General features: G+C 52.8%; 20 protein-coding genes and 1 tRNA gene. 8 read left to right on the top strand and 13 right to left on the bottom strand.

Features of this window, described 5'->3' with window-relative positions:
* Positions 1-157: 157 nt before the first annotated feature.
* The 10 genes from thiE to EYQ01_05850 all read right to left on the bottom strand — a co-directional run bounded on the left by thiE (position 158) and on the right by EYQ01_05850 (position 6,520).
* The gene (gene thiE, locus EYQ01_05895; GenBank protein HIE65332.1) at positions 158-793 is read right to left on the bottom strand and encodes a thiamine phosphate synthase; all 636 of its coding nucleotides are present in this window, start codon (positions 791-793) and stop codon (positions 158-160) included.
* Positions 794-796: 3 nt separating this feature from the next.
* Positions 797-2,149 carry an acetyl-CoA carboxylase biotin carboxylase subunit gene (gene accC / locus EYQ01_05890; protein HIE65331.1) on the bottom strand — a complete coding sequence of 451 codons (1,353 nt, stop codon included), beginning with the start codon at positions 2,147-2,149 and terminating at the stop codon, positions 797-799.
* A gap of 225 nt (positions 2,150-2,374) precedes the next feature.
* Positions 2,375-2,812, bottom strand: coding sequence for an acetyl-CoA carboxylase biotin carboxyl carrier protein (accB, locus tag EYQ01_05885; protein HIE65330.1), 438 nt, complete (start codon positions 2,810-2,812; stop codon positions 2,375-2,377).
* Between the two features lie 29 nt (positions 2,813-2,841).
* Positions 2,842-3,402: an elongation factor P gene (gene efp / locus EYQ01_05880; protein HIE65329.1), complete on the bottom strand. Its 561-nt coding sequence runs from the start codon at positions 3,400-3,402 to the stop codon at positions 2,842-2,844.
* Positions 3,403-3,408: 6 nt separating this feature from the next.
* Positions 3,409-3,885 (bottom strand): type II 3-dehydroquinate dehydratase, encoded by a 477-nt coding sequence (gene aroQ / locus EYQ01_05875; GenBank protein ID HIE65328.1) that lies wholly within the window; start codon positions 3,883-3,885, stop codon positions 3,409-3,411.
* Positions 3,886-3,887: 2 nt separating this feature from the next.
* Positions 3,888-4,244, bottom strand: a complete 357-nt coding sequence (locus tag EYQ01_05870) for a hypothetical protein (GenBank protein ID HIE65327.1) — start codon at positions 4,242-4,244, stop codon at positions 3,888-3,890.
* Positions 4,241-5,227, bottom strand: a complete 987-nt coding sequence (locus EYQ01_05865; protein ID HIE65326.1) for a tetratricopeptide repeat protein — start codon at positions 5,225-5,227, stop codon at positions 4,241-4,243. The genes EYQ01_05870 and EYQ01_05865 overlap by 4 nt, the downstream gene beginning before the upstream one ends.
* A 115-nt stretch (positions 5,228-5,342) precedes the next feature.
* Positions 5,343-6,065, bottom strand: coding sequence for an endonuclease III domain-containing protein (locus EYQ01_05860; GenBank protein HIE65325.1), 723 nt, complete (start codon positions 6,063-6,065; stop codon positions 5,343-5,345).
* A gap of 11 nt (positions 6,066-6,076) precedes the next feature.
* The gene (locus EYQ01_05855; GenBank protein HIE65324.1) at positions 6,077-6,403 is read right to left on the bottom strand and encodes a divalent-cation tolerance protein CutA; all 327 of its coding nucleotides are present in this window, start codon (positions 6,401-6,403) and stop codon (positions 6,077-6,079) included.
* Between the two features lie 42 nt (positions 6,404-6,445).
* Positions 6,446-6,520: transfer RNA gene (locus tag EYQ01_05850), tRNA-His, on the bottom strand.
* Positions 6,521-6,648: 128 nt separating this feature from the next.
* On the opposite strand from EYQ01_05850, the gene EYQ01_05845 reads away from it, so the two are divergent.
* From EYQ01_05845 to EYQ01_05825, 5 genes are read left to right on the top strand one after another with little or no spacing between them, the layout of a single operon-like run.
* Positions 6,649-8,199, top strand: coding sequence for a CCA tRNA nucleotidyltransferase (locus EYQ01_05845; protein ID HIE65323.1), 1,551 nt, complete (start codon positions 6,649-6,651; stop codon positions 8,197-8,199).
* A 54-nt stretch (positions 8,200-8,253) separates the two neighbouring features.
* Positions 8,254-11,229, top strand: coding sequence for an isoleucine--tRNA ligase (gene ileS / locus EYQ01_05840; protein HIE65322.1), 2,976 nt, complete (start codon positions 8,254-8,256; stop codon positions 11,227-11,229).
* Positions 11,159-11,734: a signal peptidase II gene (gene lspA, locus EYQ01_05835; GenBank protein HIE65321.1), complete on the top strand. Its 576-nt coding sequence runs from the start codon at positions 11,159-11,161 to the stop codon at positions 11,732-11,734. Before ileS ends, lspA begins: the two co-directional genes overlap by 71 nt.
* A 5-nt stretch (positions 11,735-11,739) precedes the next feature.
* Entirely contained in the window at positions 11,740-12,675 is a 936-nt protein-coding gene (locus tag EYQ01_05830) for an RluA family pseudouridine synthase (protein HIE65320.1), read from the top strand.
* Positions 12,672-13,331 carry an endonuclease III gene (locus tag EYQ01_05825; GenBank protein ID HIE65319.1) on the top strand — a complete coding sequence of 220 codons (660 nt, stop codon included), beginning with the start codon at positions 12,672-12,674 and terminating at the stop codon, positions 13,329-13,331. The genes EYQ01_05830 and EYQ01_05825 overlap by 4 nt, the downstream gene beginning before the upstream one ends.
* Positions 13,332-13,507: 176 nt before the next feature.
* Here EYQ01_05825 and EYQ01_05820 read toward each other — a convergent pair whose 3' ends face one another.
* Complete coding sequence (locus EYQ01_05820) at positions 13,508-14,425, bottom strand: branched-chain amino acid transaminase (GenBank protein ID HIE65318.1); 918 nt, start codon at positions 14,423-14,425, stop codon at positions 13,508-13,510.
* Between the two features lie 89 nt (positions 14,426-14,514).
* The gene (locus EYQ01_05815; protein ID HIE65317.1) at positions 14,515-14,796 is read right to left on the bottom strand and encodes an XRE family transcriptional regulator; all 282 of its coding nucleotides are present in this window, start codon (positions 14,794-14,796) and stop codon (positions 14,515-14,517) included.
* A gap of 244 nt (positions 14,797-15,040) precedes the next feature.
* Here EYQ01_05815 and EYQ01_05810 point away from each other — a divergent pair, with 244 nt between their 5' ends.
* Together EYQ01_05810 and EYQ01_05805 are read left to right on the top strand one after the other, a co-directional pair.
* Positions 15,041-15,511 carry a hypothetical protein gene (locus tag EYQ01_05810; protein HIE65316.1) on the top strand — a complete coding sequence of 157 codons (471 nt, stop codon included), beginning with the start codon at positions 15,041-15,043 and terminating at the stop codon, positions 15,509-15,511.
* Positions 15,512-15,625: 114 nt separating this feature from the next.
* Entirely contained in the window at positions 15,626-16,615 is a 990-nt protein-coding gene (locus EYQ01_05805; GenBank protein HIE65315.1) for a J domain-containing protein, read from the top strand.
* Positions 16,616-16,732: 117 nt separating this feature from the next.
* On the opposite strand, the gene hutH is transcribed toward EYQ01_05805, so the two are convergent.
* Positions 16,733-18,280, bottom strand: coding sequence for a histidine ammonia-lyase (gene hutH / locus EYQ01_05800; protein ID HIE65314.1), 1,548 nt, complete (start codon positions 18,278-18,280; stop codon positions 16,733-16,735).
* A gap of 274 nt (positions 18,281-18,554) precedes the next feature.
* Here hutH and EYQ01_05795 point away from each other — a divergent pair, with 274 nt between their 5' ends.
* The gene (locus EYQ01_05795; GenBank protein HIE65313.1) at positions 18,555-19,562 is read left to right on the top strand and encodes an AAA family ATPase; all 1,008 of its coding nucleotides are present in this window, start codon (positions 18,555-18,557) and stop codon (positions 19,560-19,562) included.
* Positions 19,563-19,776 lie beyond the last annotated feature (214 nt).

Here is a 19,776-nt window from a genome sequence, read left to right as displayed (position 1 = left end):
TTTTTGGGAAGGTTCTTCCATTTTTCATGAGATAAAATGTTTCGATTCAAGGCGCAAATTGCAGAGGATGATTCTCGCGAAGCCATAGCCTGCTATTGTTAAGATTTTCAACGCAGAAGGGGGACTTTTTTGCCCAAAAAAACAATTAATGACTTATTCAGAAGCTCCTTAACAAGGACATGGCCTTGTTAACATTTGAGCGGACATCTCCGGCGATTGCGGAGACCATGGCGACGCCATCCGCACCCGCCGCCATGATTTCGGAAATGTGTGATATTTTGATGCCTCCAATCGCGAAGATCGGGAGTCGGACCTTTTCGCGGACTTCAGTGATCATGGTGATGCCGAGCGGAGGACCCGAAGAGCGTTTTGTTGGGGTACTAAAGATCGGTCCAATTCCAACATAATCGGCGCCATCCGATTCAGCCTGGATCGCTTCTGACCAATGGTGGGTGGAGATCCCGATGATGGCCTCTTTCCCCAGGACCTTTCGGGCAACCCATACGGGAAGATCGTCTTGCCCGAGGTGAACCCCGTCGGCCTTGACGGCCAGGGCGAGGTCAATTTCGTCGTTTACGATGAATGTGGCATCATAGCGGGCCGTCATTTCCCGGAGCCTTTTTGCGGTCTCAAACATTTTGCACCTGACCTCAGTTTTTTCCCGATACTGGATCAGACCTACCCCTTCGTCAAGCGCCGCTTCGAGCACTTCAAAAAGAGATTGTCTGGCCGATCCTTTGGAGAGAAGGGGATCTGTAATTAGATATAACGGAGAAAGGTCGCTATTCAGCATGGTTTATGGCGTGGAGGGTGCTGAAAGAAGGTGATCCAAAAATCCTGTTGAATACCGCCCTTTTACAAATACAGGATCTTCAAAGATCTTCTTGTGGAGCGGGAGTGTTGTTTGAACGCCTTCAATGACAAATTCGCTCAGGGCGCTTTTCATTTTGGCAATCGCTTCTTCACGGGTGCCGGCGTGGACGATTAATTTTGCGATGAGTGAGTCGTAGTAGGGAGGGATCACACCTCCGATGTAACAGGCGGAATCAACCCGGATTCCGGGACCACCGGGAATGTGAAAGGCTGTAATGGTTCCGGGAGAAGGGGTAAACTTATCGGGAGATTCAGCATTGATGCGGCACTCGATGCTGTGTCCCTGGAGTCGGATCTGGCTTTGTTTCCACGCCAGCGGTTTGCCGGCCGCGATCTTGATCTGCTCCTTGACCAGGTCGATACCGCTGACCATTTCACTGATGGGATGTTCAACCTGAATTCGGGTATTCATCTCAATAAAATAAAAGCGATGATCCTTGTCCAGGAGGAACTCGACTGTTCCCGCATTAACATAGTTTGCGGCGCTGACCGCGCCTGATGCTGCTCGCCCGAGTTCCCTCCGGAGCCGATCATCGACGACCGGAGAGGGAGACTCTTCGACTAATTTCTGGTGCCGTCTCTGGACCGAACAATCCCTTTCTCCCAGATAAACCATCTTGCCCTTTTCGTCGGCCAGGATTTGGATCTCAATATGCCGCGGATCGACAAAAAATTTCTCAATATAAACGCTGTCGTCGCCAAAAGCGGTTTTTGCCTCTAACTGAGCGGTTTGTATCGAATTGGAGAGTTCTTCTTCTTTATAGACAACACGCATGCCCCGACCGCCGCCGCCGGAAACAGCCTTCACAATCACCGGATAACCGATCTTCCGGGCAACATCGACCGCTTCTTTGTTATCGCGAATCTCACCCTCGCTTCCAGGGATAATCGGGACCCCTTGTTTCATCATGACTTCACGGGCTTTGGCCTTGTTTCCCATCAGGCTGATACATTCTGCAGGCGGGCCGATAAACTTGATGCCGGCCGCTTCGCAAACCTCTGCAAAGTGGCTGTTCTCTGCCAGGAATCCATAGCCGGGATGGATCGCGTCCGCGCCCGTGATCTCTGCGGCGCTGAGTATGTTTGGGATATTTCGATAGGATTGGGTGGCGTCTGCCGGGCCGACACAGATGCTTTCATCTGCGAAGCGAACATGAAGTGAGGCCGCATCGGGATCTGAATGAATAGCCACAGTGCGAATGCCCATTTCCCGGCATGCGCGAATGATACGGAGTGCGATCTCTCCGCGGTTCGCGATCAGGACTTTCTTAAACATTGTTTGTTACCGTTGTTTGGTCTGATTTCTTCTAAAAAAATGACGTCCTCATAAAAAGTTTGAACACGTAGAGTAAGCGCAATCCCTGCCCTTCCAGGACGGGATTCTCCAAAAAGGTTGTTTCGGCTATTTCTGTGAAAGCTGAAATACAGCCTTCCGCAGGGTGTTGTCTTTTTGATGGACCCCGGTAAGCAGGAGTGACGACTTTTTACGAGCGCATCAAGCTTAGGCGGGTTCGATCTTGTAGAGAGCCTCACCATATTCGACAGAAGCCCCATCTTCTGCCAGAATCGCGATGATTTTCCCGTCGACATCCGCCTCGATCTCATTCATCAGCTTCATCGCCTCAACGATACAGAGGGTCTGACCCTTCCTTACTGTATCTCCGATGCCCACGTAGGGGTTGGCATCGGGAGAAGTGGCTTTATAGAAGGTGCCGACAATCGGGGAGGTAACGAAGGTGAAGTTTTCCCTCTCTTCCTCTTTTTCGGTCAAGGCGGGTGTTTCTTGCGTGGGTTCAGGTTGCAATGGAGAAAGATGTTGAGCGATCATGGGGGCGTCTTTCCGGATGCGAATTCGCCTTCCGGCTTCCTCCACCTCGATCTCGGTGAGGGCCATTTCGTTCAATAACGCGATCAAGTCCTTTATCTCTTTTAGATCCATAGGCAGGTTCCCTATCTGTATCGTTACACCTACTTTACACGTTCAATATAACTTCCTGTACGCGTATCGACTTTAACGAGGGTTCCTTCCTCCATAAATAAGGGGACTTTCACCGTGCCGCCTGATTCCAGTTTCGCCAGTTTTGTTCCCCCCGTTGCAGTATCACCACGGACGCCTGGTTCTGTCTCGACAATTCTGAGCTCTACAAATACGGGAAGTTCAACACTCATCGGCTTTCCGCGATAAAATAAGATCTTGGCAATCATGTTTTCTTTGAGAAAATCTTTAGAAGACCCCAACTGCGCAGGAACGAGGAAAAGCTGCTCGTAGGTCTCGCTATCCATGAAGTGATATTCGTCTCCTTGCTGATACAAAAACTGCATCTCTCGTTCGACGAGATCGGGCGCGTTAAATTTCTCACCTGGCCGAAAGGTCTTTTCGAGAAGATTTCCCGTCTTTAAATTTTTTAATTTGGTTCGAACGAAGGCGCCTCCTTTGCCCGGCTTCACATGCTGACACTCGACGATCATGTAAGGATCTCCGTCGAGTTCCAGCTTGAGTCCTCCCCTGAAATCACTTGTCCCGAGCACTTTGTCCTATCCTGTTGCAACGGCGTGGGGGGAGGTGAGTTTTTCGCCTCCCTGAAGATGACTAATCGCCCCCAACACCCCGAGGAGATAGCTTTGAGGGCCAAACCCTGAGATCTGACCAATGGCAACATCGGCAATAAATGAGGTAAGCCTAAAATCCTCCCGGTCATGGATGTTGGATAAATGGACCTCTACGGTTGGGATCTCGACTGCAAGAATTGCATCCCGAATAGCAATGCTGGTGTGGGTGTAGGCTGCCGGGTTGATGACGATGGCATCAAATTTTCCTGCGGCGTCTTGAATGCGATCAACCAGAGCCCCTTCGGAATTCGATTGATAGGTCTTAAGAGTGACCCCCTGGGCTTTGGCCAGAGCCATCAGTTGTTTGTTGATCTCCTCAAGAGAAACAAGGCCATATCGTTCTGTCTCTCGCTTGCCCAGTAAGTTCAAGTTTGGCCCATGCAGTACCAGGATACGGACCATGCTTACAACTCCTCTTCGATGGCTGCCGCCGCAAGGGTTACGAGGAAACGGCCTTTCCCTATCCCTTTTTTAGATTTCAGACCCATGATCAGAAAGTAGTCCGGATTGATCTTCCTGGCAATCACGGCTGTTTGATCATGTAGAAGGTGCATCTCATCAGGGGGGTCGAGGTTGATAGAAGATCCTGCTTTTTCAGCAGTATTCCACAAAGGGCTGTATTCAGCGACGAGCACGGCCATATCGAGAGTCGCATCGACAGTATACTCCTCAACAATAATTCCATCCATATCTGCGAGGGCAACTCCCAACAGGTCATCGAGGCCATCCGCGATTCCTTTCAAATGTTCACTAAAGCTCATCTTCGTATTCCTTTTCTCTTCTTCTGGATGGCGTCCAGCCATAATTGTAAGTGCGTGATTTGACCCGTTTGAGAAGTCTTCTCTTCCGCATCAGTAGTCAAATCGGAAGAGGGAACCGGGTCACCAGAGGCTTCTCCAGATACCATATGAAGTGCTTTTTCAAGACCCTCCTTGCTTTCTTCATCTGTTGGGTCGCGTTCGAGGCATTCTTTGTAAGTATCTACCGCTTCCTGGTAGCATCCCTGGTCGATATAAAGTGCGCCCAGTGAATTTGTTGCGGGTGTTTCCTGTCCGTCCATTTCCGGAAGGGGGTCCGGGCCGGGGGAAGAGGGCTCCAGAGGGTCTCCGATTCGACCTTCATCGTCTTGCGAGATGGGCTCTGGTTGCCATTGTTCTTCGAGGTCTTCTTTTTCCAGTTCAACGCCCGTATCTGCATCGGGTGAGAATACATCCTCGTTTCCAACAAACACCTCCTCAGAAGTCGCCAGCGAGGGGGACTTCTGAATCTCAAAAGTACTTTCACCTGCAGAGTCTGGTCCAGGGGCTTCCGGAGAAATGGGTGAAGGGATCTCTTTTTCAAGGGTGCTCAGGAGGGTTTTTGACTCTTTATCGGAAGGATCAACGGCCAGGATCTGCCTGTAGGCATCGACGGCGCGTTGCGGTTCGCCCTCGTTTTGATAAATGACCGCCAGTCTTTTGTGTGCAAGGATATTTTCCGGATTGATTTCGATGACCCGCTCAAATTCAGATTTTGCCTCGGTAATGTGATTTTTACTCATGTAAATCTTCCCGAGCATAATCCGGGCGGCCACATAAGTGGGGTGTTTTTTAATTCCGTCGTTCAGGACATGGATTGCTTCATCCGTCAGATCGCTATTTAGGTATTCTTCAGCCAATGGGACAAAAAGCCGGGAATTCGGGTTCTCGGCGATCTTATCCATCAGCTTGATAATTTCGGGGGAGAGCGACATATCAGCCATCATTGACCCGTTTTATTCGGGGTTTCCAAAAATACTTTAATAACATCAAATGATCGACCAAGATCATAGCAAATCAGGGAGAAAAGTCAAGGAGAGATGTGTTCTCCAGGAGTGGCGATTAGATCTTGGGAAAGTGATTTACTGCTACTTTGTCCTCAAGCAGGCCATTCAAGGGACAGGCGGAACAGGCCGCCACTTTCTTACAGAAAAACTTCCCGGTCATGACGATCAGGGCGTGATATTCGTTGTACAGGTCCGTTCTGTCCCGGAGTTCCTTCATGAAGTAGTCCTGGATCTTGTGGTAATCATCGCCAGGAGCAATATGGCTGTGTCGTTCGAATATCCTTCGGGTATAGGCATCTATGACGAAAATAGGAGCGTTCCCCGCGTAAAGCAGGATGGAGTCGGCTGTCTCGGGGCCGATCCCCTTGACAGAAAGGAGTCCATCCCTTAAGACCTCCCATTTTTCTGACAACATCCTATCGATGGAGCCCCCGTATTTCTCGAAAATAAAGGCCATCAAGGCCTTGATACGCCGTGCTTTAAGGTTAAAATAACCGCTTGATCGGATGAGAAGGGCGAGCGTCTTTTCAGGGAGGCGATGCAGGGCTTCCGAGTGAAGGAGGTCTTTCTCTTTTAATTTGGAAAGGGCCTTCTCAACATTTTTCCAGGAGGTATTTTGTGTCAAAATGGCCCCGATCATGACCTCGAAGGGGGTTTCGGCCGGCCACCAATATTGGGGGCCGAAGTGGGCATAGAGCCGCTTATAAATCTCCAGTATTTCCCGTCTTTTGGAGGAGGATCTTTTATGAGGAGAAAGCAAGCGCTTTGATTCTCCCATAACCGGGGCCGTCATTCTTTTTCCAGAGGGGTACTCTCTCGAACCCACTTTAGATAATCGGCCGAGCCGGCGGATATTGGCAGGGAAATAATCTCAGGAACAGCATAGCTGTGATGTTGTTTCACCGCTTCGGAGAGTTTATCAAAAAGGGCGGCGCGGCTTTTCAGGAGGATCAGTGTCTCCTCCTCGCGGCAGATCTTTCCTTTCCATGAAAAAAACGAGGTCACAGAAGGGAGAATATTCGCGCAGGCCGCCAGTTTCTCTTCGACCATGATCCGCCCGATTCTTTCCGCTTCTTCTCTTGTCGGGGTTGTGACAAAGACCACAATTTCATCCATCAGAACCTACCTCGGAGTGGTATTGGATGAAACGGCTTGCGCTGGGGTGAGTGAAGGGATTCGAACCCTCAACCGCTGGAGCCACAGACCAGTGCTCTACCATTGAGCTACACCCACCATCAAGAAAGTGGGCGGATTATATCACAGATGTTTTTTGAATTGAAAGGCGTTATCTCGACCCGGTTTCTGGGGCAGATCCGAAATCTGCTATTGCGGAAAGCCAAGGTAAAACTTATAGTGAGTAAATGATGGTTTCAGTTGAAAATCTCAGGGATCAGGTTGCTGATCTTCAGTCCCGGTTTCCTTTCCTTCCCGCACTTGAAGAAGCATTTCCCAAGGGAGAGATCTATCTCGTTGGCGGGGCGGTTCGTGATCTCCTGCTGAATCGCAAAACTAACGATTATGATTTTCTGGTCCGTCATGTTGCTGGATCCGCCCTGCGTGCATTTCTAAAAGTCCATGGAGAGGTCAGTTGGGTAGGTAAAAACTTTGGGGTTTATAAGTTTTACCCAAGGGGATTGCCTGATCAGGAACCGCTGAGAGAGGCAATCGACGTGGCCCTGCCCCGAACGGAGGAATCCTTTTCCCGGGCCGGGTCCCAGGGCGGCGGCTACAAAGACTTTGAGGTGAAGACCGATCCCGCACTCTCGGTAGAGGAAGACCTTCAACGGCGCGATTTCACAATCAACGCCATGGCGGTCGATCTGAAGAACGGGTATCTGATTGATCCCTTCGGCGGCCTGTGCGACCTTAAGGATGGTCTTTTGCGTGCCGTCGGCGATCCGTTGCTTAGGTTTAAAGAGGACAGCTCCCGCCTCCTACGCGGCCTCCGTTTTTCCTGTCAGCTTGGTTTTGCTCTCGAAAAGAAGAGCTGGACGACCCTGAGACATTGCATTGAGCAATTAAATACAAAAGATGCGGAGGAATCTTTTGTCGTCCCCCGTGAGACTATCGCGAAGGAATTTCTCAAGGCGATGGTGGCGGACCCGGTACGCGGCTTCGATCTCTGGGATCAGAGCGGGGCTTTTCAGGTATTGATTCCGGAACTTCTTCCCATGAAAGGATGCCCCCAGCCGAAAAGCTTTCATTCCGAGGGAGATGTCTGGACCCACACGCGCCTGGCCCTTTCACAGTTGGAGTCTCAGCCCTTCCGGGAAGAATTCGGTCGTGATTGTGACGCCGAGACTGTTCTGGCCGTCCTCTTTCACGATATTGCAAAACCAGTGAGCATCCAGACCCCGGAAAAGGATGGGACCGACCGGATTCGTTTTAACAACCACGACCGCATCGGCGCCCGAATGGCACGGGAGATTGTGCTGCGCTTGAAACTATCCTCCATGCCGAGAGGGAGCGGATATTACGTCGACATAGACGTGCTCGAATGGCTGATCAGGAACCACCTCATCCTGGTCCAGGGCGAGATAGATCGGATGCGGGCATCTACACTTGAGAAATACTTCCTCAACCCACAGCGGCCCGGCAAGAAATTGATGCAGCTGATCTTCTGCGACGGGAGGGCCACTGTCCCGGCCTCGGGTCCGCCGAAGCTCCTTCACTACCAGCAGGTAAAGGAGCGGCTTGAGCAGATTCAGGCCCTCACGGCGGAACGCGCAAAAATTCCCCGGCCGCTGCTGAGTGGAACCGACGTAATGAAGGCCCTTCAGATTGCCGCCGGACCGGCGGTCGGAAAATCCCTGGCACGGGTCCGGGAAGAACAGCTCTCCGGTCGCCTATCAAACCGGGAAGAAGCCCTTGTCTTTTTAAAAGACCCGGTTGAAAAGGGATCAGATCGGTAACCGGAATCTACGTTGACAAGCGATGGACCCGATGCTACTATCCCCTCTACCTCTATGGAAACAAAGAAGAAATACAAAAATACACTTAATCTTCCGAAGACCAATTTTCCGATGCGGGCTAATCTGACGCAAAAGGAAGTTGCGACGCTGGCCCACTGGGAAAAGGAGAAACTTTATGCCCGGATACAGAACAGCCGCGTCAATCGAGAGAAATATATCCTTCACGATGGTCCCCCTTATGCCAACGGGCATCTTCACATCGGCCACGCCCTCAACAAGATCTTAAAAGATATCATTGTCAAAGCGAAGACCATGAGCGGATATGCTGCCCCCTATGTTCCGGGTTGGGACTGTCATGGCCTCCCGATTGAGCATCAAGTGCTTAAGGCCCTCGGCGGGAAAAAACGGGAGATGAGCAAGGTTCAGATTCGACAGCGCTGCCGGGACTATGCCGATAAATATGTCAAGATCCAGCGTGAGGAATTTAAGCGCCTGGGGGTATTCGGTGACTGGGACCACCCCTATCTGACGATGACGGCCGATTATGAGGCGGCCATCGTCCGGGAGTTCGGCAAGGTGGTTGCGTCCGGGGCGGTTTATCGCGCAAAAAAGCCCGTACTCTGGTGTTCCTATGATGAGACCGCCCTGGCAGAAGCAGAGGTCGAACACGCCGAGCATGTTTCGCCGTCGATCTATGTGAAGTTCAGGGTGGTGGCTGATCCTGCAAAGGTATTTGGTCCAGAGCTGAAAAATGTATCTCTTGTCATTTGGACGACCACCCCCTGGACCCTTGTTGCGAATCAAGCGGTCTGCCTTCACCCCGACTTCGAATATCAGGCGGTTAGGGTGAATGTTGGAGAGAATTGTGAGCAGACTTGGATTATTGCAAAAGATTTAGTCGCGCAATGTATGAAGGAATTTGAAATTCAGGAATACACTGTTGAAGAAAAAATATACAAAGGCCGCGAGCTTAGAGGGGTTACCTGTTGTTCTCCTTTTCTGGAAGATGGATCAGGTAGAACCTGGCCTTCAGAAGTGATTACGGGAGCGCATGTGACTTTGGAGCAGGGAAGCGGATGCGTCCATACCGCGCCGGGCCATGGGCAGGAAGATTACGAGGTCGGGCTGGAAAATGGTCTGGAGGTCTTTGCCCCCCTGGACCACCGTGGACGGTTTACCGACGAAATTGACCAAGGAATCAAGCAGTGGGAAGGGCTGGAAGTTCTCAAGGCAAACGAAGCCATTATCAGCCGTTTGTCTGAAATCGGCACCCTGGTCAAGGCCGGGTCGATCACACATTCCTATCCGCATTGCTGGCGGTGCAAGAAGCCCGTGATTTTCCGCGCCACCAAACAGTGGTTTATCTCGATGGGGGATGAAAGAGAAGACGTTACAAAATCTCTCCGGGGGCGGGCGGTGGAGGCGATTTGTGAAATCAATAACAATAAGGGATGGATCCCGTCCTGGGGATATGACCGCATGCTCGGCATGGTCAATAATCGTCCCGATTGGTGCATCTCACGGCAGCGAATCTGGGGCGTTCCCATTATTGCTTTTACCTGTCTCGGCTGTGAAGAATCGCTTCCGGAGAGTATGATCCCGGAGATCGCAAACCATATCGCAGGCCTGATGGAAAAAGAGGGGAGCGATATCTGGTTTTCAAAATCGGCGGCCGACCTTCTCCCCAACGGAACCGTTTGTCCGAACTGTTCCGGATCGGAGTTTCAACAGGAAAATGACATCCTTGATGTCTGGTTTGAATCTGGAATCAGCCATATTGCGGTACTGGAACACAGAAAGCTGCTTCCGGAAGGGGATCTCCGTGCCGACCTTTATCTTGAAGGGACGGATCAACATCGGGGCTGGTTCCAGAGCAGCTTGCTAACAACACTGGTCGCCGACCCGAGGCAAAAGTCGGCTCCCTACAAGGCAGTCTTAACGCATGGTTTTACCGTCGATGGTTCGGGGAAAAAGATGTCAAAATCCGTCGGGAATGTGGTCGCTCCGGAAGAGGTCATCAAGAAATACGGAGCGGAAATCCTCCGTCTCTGGGTGGCGGCGACCGATTTCAGGGAGGATGTCCGCATTTCGCCGGACATCCTGACGCAGCTTGCGGAGGCCTACCGGAAGATCCGGAATACCTGCCGTTTCCTCCTTGGAAATCTCTATGATTATCATCCGGGATCGGCCCCTTTTCCGGAGGCGGATCTTCAGGACATTGACCGCTGGGCGCTCAGGCGTCTCCAGGTCCTCAACAAAAAAGTTCAGTGGGCCTATCATGAGTCGGAATTTCATATAGTCTTTCATGCCTTGAATAATTTCTGTTCTGTCGATCTCTCCTCCTTCTATCTCGACATCCTGAAAGACCGGCTTTATACCGCCGGGGCAGATTCGCCGGAAAGAAGGGCCGCCCAGGCTGTAATGCAGGAAATTCTGCGGGCTCTGGTCCGTCTGATGGCTCCTATTCTCTCCTTTACCGCCGATGAGATCTGGCAATATCTTCCGGAAGATTTGAAGACGGAATCAAGTGTTCATCTCACCGAATTTCCGGAGCTGAAGGATCTTTCTACAATCGAAGCAGGAGACGAAGAAAAGGACTGGAGCAGGCTCATTCGGGTTCGGGATGAAGTCGCGCGTGTTCTGGAGGAGGCTCGAAAGGACAAAAAAATCGGGAATCCATTGGAAGCGCGGGTGCATCTCTTCGCGAAGCCGGCGCTCTATGATCTTCTCAAGGGGCAGCGTACAATGCTCCCCGCGTTCTTCATTGTCTCACAGGTGGATCTTTCACCCTGGCAGGATCAGGAACCTCCGGTGCAGGAAAACGGGGATGCCGATCAGGGGGGGTCGAAGTGGACTCTCTCGACAACGGTTGATCAGGAGGGTTTGCGGATAGAAGTAACGACGGCGCGGGGTGAAAAGTGTGGACGGTGTTGGACCTATCAGGAAAGTGTTGGTCGGGATGAAGTTCATCCCACCCTGTGCCGGCGCTGTACGGAGGTTGTCCTTGCGAGCGGCATCAACACGGGGTAAACTTCTCTTTCCCGCCTTGATCGGGGGGGGCATTGTTCTTGGTGATCAGCTCAGCAAGTTTTACATTCACAATGCCTTCCGACTACACGAATCGAAAGTGATTATTGAGGGCTTTTTCTCCCTGACCTATATTCGAAACCCGGGTGCGGCCTTCGGTCTCTTCGCGGAACACAACGCGGGTTTTCGCAGCGTATTTTTTGCGGTGGTTTCCGTCATTGCCCTCTGCCTCCTGGCCTATTTCTTCTGGGAAACCCCCAAAGAAGAGACTCTTGGCCTGGTCGCCATTTCCCTCTTGTTCGGCGGAGCCGTCGGGAATATGATCGACCGCTTCCGCCTGGGTGAGGTCATCGACTTTCTTGACTTCTATATTGGTCAAAGCCATTGGCCGGCATTTAATGTTGCCGATTCCGCTATCACCGTTGGTATTTCCCTCCTGTTATTTCATGTTTATTTCCATAAGGATGGGGTTGCAGACCAAGCGCCTGAAACCCGCCGAGGGGACTAGCCCGCATGTCTTCCTTCCCTCCCTCCCCGCTCCTGGTTTCATCCCACAGCCGTACAGACCGGCTTGACCTTTATCTGATCAAGAGAGGGGTCCCGCTTTCTCGGGCTCGTATCCAGAAGCTGATTTCCGAAGGTCTGATTCGGCTTAACGGCGCCCCGACCAAGGCGAGTTTTCGCGTCAGGGAGGGGGACCAGATCGAGATCTGCATCCCACCTCCGGAGCCGCTTGAACTGATCCCGGAAGAAATTCCGCTCGATCTACTTTATGAAGATGACTCCCTCCTGATTGTGAATAAACCGGCGGGTATGGTGGTCCATCCGGCGCCCGGTCATGACCAGGGGACACTGGTTCACGCCCTGCTCCATCATTGCCGTGATCTTCCTGGGATCGGAGGACGAGAGCGGCCCGGCATTGTCCACCGACTGGATAAGGACACCTCCGGCGTGATGGTGGTGGCAAAGACAGACCTTGCCCACCAGCGGTTGTCGAAGCAGTTTAAAGACCATAGCATTGCCCGGTGTTATCTTGCCCTGGTCAGCGGAATCATCCGGAAGAAAGAGGGCCGGATTATTCTTGCCATAGGGCGGGACCGCGCTGACCGCAAGAAGATCTCAGCCCGGACCGCGCATCCGCGCGCGTCGGAAACAGGTTTCATCGTTCGGGAAAGGCTCAAGGAGGCGACCCTTCTGGAACTTATCCCCCAAACGGGCCGGACCCATCAGATCCGGGTTCACATGGCCCATCTCGGCCATCCCGTCCTTGGTGACAAGGTCTACGGGGGAAAACAGGCCGGAAAATGCGGGGTCCCCTGTGAACGGCAGATGCTCCATGCCGCTTTGCTTGGATTTGTTCATCCGGTCTCCCGGGAAGAGATGAACTTCTCCGCCCCCATCCCGCCCGACATGCAGTCCGTATTGGAAATGCTTCGGAGTCTCAAATGAGGTCCCGTGTTGAGATCGACAAAATCATGGTCATTTTGCAGGAGGAAGCCGGGCGACTGAAAGTGCCTGTCCTTGGCATCATTGCGGAAGAGACCCGGAACCCCTTCAAGGTTTTGATCTCCTGCCTGCTCAGCCTGCGCACGCGCGACGAAACAACGGCAACCGCTTCTGCACGACTGTATCTGTTGGCCGAGACCCCTTCTGCCATGATGAAACTCAGGCAGGAGAAAATTGAGAAGGCGATTTATCCCGTCTCTTTTTATCGAAACAAGTCGCGCCATATTCTCGCGATTTGCCAGATACTGGAGGATGAATACGGGGGAAAGGTTCCGGATCAGTTGGAAGCCCTGCTCAAGTTGCCGGGAGTGGGGAGAAAGACGGCCAACCTCGTCATCACCGTGGCCTTTAACAAAGCGGGAATTTGTGTGGATACCCATGTCCACCGCATCTCCAACCGGCTTGGATTTATCCGGACCTCAAGCCCGGAGGAGAGCGAAACGGCCTTAAGAGAGAAACTCCCCGGAAAATACTGGATTCACTACAACGACATCCTTGTCCCCTTTGGCCAGTATATCTGCACCCCGATCTCCCCCTTCTGCAGCCGCTGCGCCGTCAAGCCCTTCTGCTCGCAGAAGGGCTTGAAAAAACACAGGTGAAGGTTTATTCTTATTTCCAAATGGTTAAAGTGGGAAAGGGTGAAAGGGCTCAGATCGTTCATATTTTACCTCAGGGCAAGGCGCGAGGGGCGCAGAACCGGAGCGTAGTCTTATACGTGAGGATTCGAGCACCGCAGCAACACAGCCAAGGCGTGAAAGATGGGCGTACTGAGCCCTTACACAGAGGTGAGCCATTCCGGATGTTCGTCTGACTTACCACGAACAATATCAAAGAAGGCGGTCTGGAGTGCTAGCGTCACCGATCCCGGTTTTCCGGTTCCGATGGTTCGGCCATCGACCTCCCGGATGGGAGTAACTTCGGCTGCAGTACCGGTAAAAAAGGCCTCGTCGGCCAGGTAAAGATCGTCCCGTGTAAAGCGACCCTCCGTGATTTTTATATCCCGTTCCCGGGCCAGTTGGAGGATCGTCTCCCGTGTAATCCCCTCCAGAATGGACGAGGTCATCGGGGTGGTTCTCAAGGTGCCATTCTGGACAATAAAAATGTTTTCGCCGGGACCTTCCGTCACATAGCCGTCCGTATCCAGCAGGACGGCCTCATCAAACCCGGCCTCTTTTGCCTCTCGTTTTGCCAATTGAGAGTTGACATAGTAGCCGGTGACCTTTGCGCGTGTCAGGCTGATGTTGACATGGTGCCGAGTGAAAGAGGAAACGCTTACGCGAATACCCCGTTTGAGTCCTTCATCCCCCAGATAGGTTCCCCAGGGCCAGACGGCAATAGAGAGATGGATGGGTGCGTCTTTGGCGTAGAGGCCCATTTCCCCATATCCAATAAAGGCCAGCGGCCGGATATAGCCTTCCTCCAGGCGGTTCTTCCGAACCGTCTCGATCACCGCATCTTCAATCTCTTTTTGAGAAAAAGGGATTTTCATCTGGACAACATGGGCCGACCTTAAAAGACGTGCGGCATGTTCCTGCAAGCGAAAAATGGCGGTTCCTGCATCCCCTTTATAACACCGGATGCCTTCAAAGACCCCGAGGCCATAGTGCAGGGTGTGGGTCAAGACATGGACCTTTGCTTCTTCCCAGGGGACCAGCTTTCCATCCATCCAGATGGATGAGGTACTTTTAATCACACGGCTTCCTTTCGATATACTACGGTTCTGCGCATCTCGCGCCTTGCCCTGAAGCCATATTCGCACATGCTGAATAGGGTTACATCTATTTATTTTTTTCCGCGTTGGGTTTTTCTGAGGCTTCGTAACTGTTTCAAAAGCAGGACTGCTTTGGGTCCCCCTTTTCTGCCGGTCAAGAGCCAGTCGGTGCTGATCCGTCCCAGGGAGGCGACACGGACGAGAAGATCCGGGGAGGGAATCCGGCCTCGCTCATAGCGGCTGATATAGTTTTGTTTTTTTACTCCGAGGATTTTTGCAAATTCAGTCTGCGTTCGTTTCCCGCGTACAGCCCTGATCCGTTCACCCACTTTATCCGGGGATATTTTTTCCATCTCATTTCCTCCTCATGTCAGGCATCCTGGTTCTCTTGTGATTTCTTTTTCACTCTAGAAAGATCAACTATTCTCATAGAGTATATACTTCATATGCTTATTAAAGTATACTTGATGGCAAATTTGAATGTCAAGAGGGTCTGTCCTGCCGGAGGCTCGAAAAACTCACAAAGTCATCAGAATTGCGCGTGCCTTGCCGGGGAAAGAGCAGGAATGATATAATGCTCTTTTTTCAGGGTGAGACATGTCTTCCAGGCTCAGCAGGTTTTTGACCGTATCGGGATGGGTTCTCCTTTCGGTCGGGAGTATCCGTTTTTATCGGGTGCTTCGTTCCCACGCGGAAGATCCGAAGTTTGCCCCGCATTTGATGGTGACCCTCCTGTCATTGTGGATTGCGTCATCGATCCTTCGCGTGGGTCTGCGAAAGAAAGCGTTGAACAAAAGAGTCGCCATCACTTTGATCCGTTCTGGCTCCATCCTCCTGATGATCTGGAGTTACCGCTTTTATTTATCGTTGAACGCGAGTCCGGGAACCGGCACCGCGTTTCTCCTCTATCTCTCCCCCTTTTACATTGTTTTCGGATCGATCGTCATGTGTGCCGGACTGCGAATCAGCCGGACCCTTCGGAATCATACCGCCGAAACTGTCTCCTCCGTGAAGGAATCTCTGAGCGGAGATTTTAGCGAAGATCCCCTCGACGGTTCACAGACTTGACTCAGGGAACCTCTGATATTGGACCTTGGGACAGGATCTTCCCTTCCCGGCAATGAAGTGATAATATCCGGTGTAACGGTTTGTATCGATTAATTCCTGGAGGGTGTCAGCGTCATGGCAGTCCGGTTTAAAGATTATTATGAAGTTCTTGGTGTTTCACGGGATGCTTCGGAGAAAGAGATCAAGGAGGCCTTCCGAACGCTGGCCCGGCTTACCCATCCCGATCTCAACACCGGGAAGGGAAAGAAGGAGGCTGAAGCCCGGTTTAAAGAGATCAATGAGGCCTATGAAGTTCTGGGAAATGCCAAAAAAAGGGCTAAATACAATCGTCTGGGATCGCAATGGCGGGAGGGGATGCCCTTTCAATCCCGGGGCGGCGGTGCCGGGTCTTCCGGGCTTCATTTTGAAGGGGAGGGCCTCAGCGGTTTTTCGGATTTCTTTGAATCCATCTTCGGCGGAGAGTCGCATCCCTCTGCAAGGACGGCCGCCCGCCCGGTCCGGCGCGGCGAGAACATCGTATCGGATATGGCGTTGACGCTGGAAGAGGCCAATCATGGAACCCGGAAACACCATAAAACACAGAGACAGTTTCCCTGTCCTGACTGTGGTGGCCGGGGACATGAGGGAAGAACGGTCTGCAGGCGTTGTGCCGGCCGGGGGAACATCATTGGCGGAAAAGATCTCACCGTCACCATCCCGGAAGGGGTTCGGGCCGGGGACAAGATCCGGCTGGCCGGACAGGGAAATCCGGGGGAAGGCGGCGGGCCTCCGGGAGACCTTTTCATCCGGATCAAATACCGGCCCCACGCGGTTTTTACCGTTTCCGATGACCGCCTCGAAATGACGCTCGATGTAATGCCCTGGGAGGCCGCGCTGGGATCAAGTGTGAAGATTACGACATTGCATGGCGATGTGATCCTGAAGATCCCTCCGGGAAGCCAGGGGGGACAACCCTTCCGGTTGCGGGAAAAAGGCTTAAGTTCACGCACGGGAAAGAACGGGGATCTCCTGGTCCGCCTGCAGATTAAACTGCCGGAAAAGATCTCGGACGAGGCCAAGCCTCTTTACGATGAACTGGCGCGTCTCTCGAAGAAAGAAGGGTGACCCGAACCGTTACATGAGGTGGGATGTTGGGACGGCTTTCTAAACTCATCACAAAATGGCGGCGGGTTCGGATAACGACCTATATGATTATCTCTATGGTCCTCTTTTCCGCCCTGATTATTGCAAACCTCTTCTTTTTGCGCCGGTTTTTTTAGGTGCCCCGACGTTTTGACAGAAGACCCCATCCCGAATCATCCCGCAGATTACTCCCAGTTCTCGACTGAGTGAACGATCCTCCAGAAGCGGCGGAATCCTGGAACGAAGTGTCCGGATCACTTCTGCGACGCCCCGGCCCGGTTTCAGGGGGGCGTGGAAGCCCACCCCTTCTGCCGCGGCGAAAAGCTCGATGGCCAGGATCCCTTCAACATTGGAGAGAATCTGGTTCAGCTTGAGGGCCGATCCCATCGCCATGCTGACATAGTCTTCCTGATTGACTGACGTTGGAATCGAATCGACCGAAGCGGGATGGGCCAGGAGCTTGCATTCCGAGGCCAGCGCCGCGGCGGCAACCTGGGGCATCATCAGGCCGGAGTGAAGTCCCGGATGCCGCGTCAGAAAGGGGGGGAGGTCGATGCAGTCCGGATCGATCAACTGCGCAATCCGCCGTTCAGAGATGACCCCCAGATGCGTCATTGCGATGGCCAGGAAGTCGAGGCCTAAGGCAATTGGATGGCCATGGAAGTTTCCTCCCGGGATAATCTGCCCTTCTTCCGGAAAGACAATCGGGTTGTCGGTCACGCTGTTCATCTCAATCGACAAGGTCTGCCGGACCGTATTGACGGCATCACGCACTGCGCCATGTACCTGAGGGATGCAGCGGATCGAGTAGGGGTCCTGTACCCGGCTGCACGCGATATGGGAGTCACGGATTTCGCTGTGCGCCAGAAGTCTTCGAATATTAGCCGCGACCTTTTTCTGTCCGGCATAGGGGCGTAGCGCCTGGATCTTCGGGTCAAAGGCCGTCGGTGTTCCCATCAAGGCCTCCAGCGACATGGCGCCGGCCACATCGGCGGTCTCCATCAGCCGCTCAGCGGATAAAAGCGAAAGAAGGCCAAGGCTCAACGCCCCCTGCGTCCCATTTACCAGGGAGATCCCCTCCTTTGCCTCCAGAACAAGGGGAGAGATCCCGGCCCGTCTCAAGGCCGTCTTTCCAGACAGGCGCTTCCCCTCAAAAAAGGCCTCCCCTTCCCCGATCAGGGGCAGGGCCAGGTGAGCCAGCGGAATAAGATCGCCGCACGCCCCGACCGATCCCCGGCTCGGGATAACCGGGTGAAGGGATTGGTTGAGCATCTGAATGAGACGCTCGACAATAACAGGGCGGACGCCGGAATAACCCTGTACCAGTACCTGGGCCCTCAGGAGCATCATTCCGCGTGTCTGTGCTACAGAAAGGAGAGGGCCGAATCCGCAGGCGTGGCTCCGAACCAGATTGACCTGGAGCTGTACGATTTCAGCTTCGGATATTCTCTGGTCGGCCAGCTTCCCGAATCCGGTGGTGACACCATAAACAACCTCATGACGGGCAAGCGTCTTCTCCACCACCCGGCGTGAGCGTTTCATCAATGAGACTGCGGGGCGGGCTAGGCGAAGGGGGCGGTGCTTGAAGACCACCTCGTAAAAATCGGAAAAGGATAAAGGGTTTCCTGAAAGAACAAGATATTTCATCATTGGCATCCCGGACAGGCGCGGTCGTTACGGTATTTATTGTGGGCAGAAAAATTATAAGAGAATCAAGCCGGGATTGCAATGAAGGGTATTGCTCTTGCGCGGTGCGGTTCTCGCGCTTGACAGGTCTTTCTGAACCAAGTACTCTCAACCCGACACGATGTCGTGTCCGACGATGACGTCCCATTCCCTGTAAATATGAAGATGGATCATGGCTGCAAGATCTATCCTCAAGGGTGGGGCGTTTTTTTTATTCTGAGAGAGGGCGATGCCGATGGATAAAGCGGGTCTGGATGATCTGGTCGGTTCCAGTCCGGTTATGAAGGCGGTTTTGGAAGAGATCGCCCAAGTGGCGCCCAGCAAGGCGACGGTTCTCTTGCGGGGAGAAAGCGGCACGGGGAAGGAACGCATCGCAAAGCTGATTCATCAGAGCAGTCCACGTGCGGACAAGCCCTTTATCCGGGTCAGTTGCGCGGCGCTCTCTGAAACCCTGATCGAGAGCGAACTTTTCGGTCATGAAAAGGGGGCCTTTACCGGCGCGGTCCAGAAAAGGAAGGGACGCTTCGAGCTGGCTGACAGGGGGACCATCTTTCTTGATGAGATCGGCGATCTTCCGCCCTCGGTTCAGGTGAAGCTGCTTCGTGTCCTTCAGGAGATGGAGTTCGAGCGTGTCGGCGGCATCGAGAACGTGAAGGTTGATGTTCGAACCATCGCCGCCACGCACCGGGATCTGGAGATGGCTGTGATGGAAGGAACCTTCCGGCAGGATCTCTATTATCGGCTCAATGTCGTACCGGTTCAGCTTCCGCCGCTTCGCGAGAGAAGAGAGGATATCCCGCTACTGATTGAACATTTTCTCGATAAATTCAACGAGGAAAACAACAAGAAGGTTCAACTGAAGGCGGAACTGATCCGCCTTCTGACCCGGTATGACTGGCCGGGGAATGTCAGGGAGCTGGAAAACAGTGTCGAGCGGCTCGTTGTTCTCGCCAGAGAGGACTGGGTCTCCCTCAAGACCATTCCGACGGCCATTGCCACCTACTTTAATGATATTCGTCAGGTCACTCCTGCAACGTGGAGGACGGGACGGCTGGCGCGTTCCGTCCGGGAGAACCCCTCACTGTCTGAATCCCTGGAGGGGATGGAAAGAGAGGCCCTCAAAAATGCCCTGGAGCGATGCGGCTGGGTTCAGGCCAGGGCGGCCCGTTATCTTGGGATCACCCCACGGCAGGTGGCCTATAAAGTCAGGAAATACAAACTTGTTTCGGACGATATTTTTTAGTCATTTATCGTCTATAGGGCGACAGGATATCCCAAAAGTGGTAAAAAGACCCGAAATAGCTTGACAAACTGCCATGGATCGGGTACAAAATTTTACGTTTGATATGCTAAGCACAGGTATTTCATATTGAAAGCACTCATTATTGCTCCAGGGGGACGGGATTAGAATCAGTTAGGAGAGGTGCCACGTGAAGGGGTCCCCCTTATCCCGTGGC

It is taken from the genome of Candidatus Manganitrophaceae bacterium, assembly GCA_012960925.1.
Classification (GTDB): domain Bacteria; phylum Nitrospirota; class Nitrospiria; order SBBL01; family JAADHI01; genus DUAG01.
This window is presented reverse-complemented; position numbering and strand designations above follow the sequence as displayed.